Source organism: Nocardiopsis sp. JB363 (genome assembly GCF_900143625.1).
Classification (GTDB): Bacteria; Actinomycetota; Actinomycetes; order Streptosporangiales; family Streptosporangiaceae; genus Nocardiopsis.
In genome coordinates this window covers 1-752 of the sequence record NZ_FRFF01000014.1, presented here as the reverse complement: position 1 = coordinate 752, position 752 = coordinate 1, and the positions used below count along the sequence as shown (strand labels likewise).

The 752-nt window shown below is 67.7% G+C and carries 1 protein-coding gene; it reads right to left on the bottom strand.

Features of this window, described 5'->3' with window-relative positions; translation table 11 throughout:
- On the bottom strand, window positions 1-752 hold a 752-nt coding region (locus BQ8420_RS03495), incomplete at both ends, for a condensation domain-containing protein (RefSeq protein WP_235005902.1).

Sequence of the window (752 nt, the reverse complement as noted above, 5' to 3'; positions counted from 1 at the left end):
CACTCCACTCGCACAACACCCGCCCCAGAGCGGCCAACAACACGTCGTTGACCCGCGTCCGGAACACCCCCGGAACCTCACGCAACAGATCCCTCGTCACCGTCTCGGGGAGGGACACGGTCACGATGGCCTGGTCCGCCACCCTGCCGTTGCCCGCGGCCCCGTGGTCAACGGGAAGCTCGGTTCGGGCGACGGCACGGGACCAGTGGTCCATCTCGTCGTCGAAGCCACCTTCGGCGGTGTGTCGGGCCAACCGCTCCGCCCACACCGGGAAGGGCGTACTACGGGGCCCCAGGTCCACTTCCGACCCCTCGACCGCCCGCCGATAGGCCGTGCCCAGATCCTCCAACAACACCCGCCAGGACACACCATCCACCACCAGGTGATGGACCACGATCAAGAGTCGGGGATCGTCCGGACCCCCCTCGAACAGAACCGCGCGTACCACCGGTCCTTGCGTCAACGACAGGGAAGCCTGCTCGGTCTCGGTCCGCTCGCGTGCGACCCGTTCACGGTCTCCGGGCTCCACACCCTCCAGGTCCACGACCGCCAGATCGAACCGGGCCTCCTCCACCCCCAGGACCCGCGACCCGTCTTCATCCGCACGCAATCGCAGCATGTCGTGCTGGACCGCCAGAGCACGCAGAGCCCGTTCCAGCGCCCGAGTCTCGACCCGCTCGACCAGGTCCAACATCATCGCCATCGTGAAGTGGTCCGGATCCACCGGATGCGTGGCGAAGAACCACTCCGTG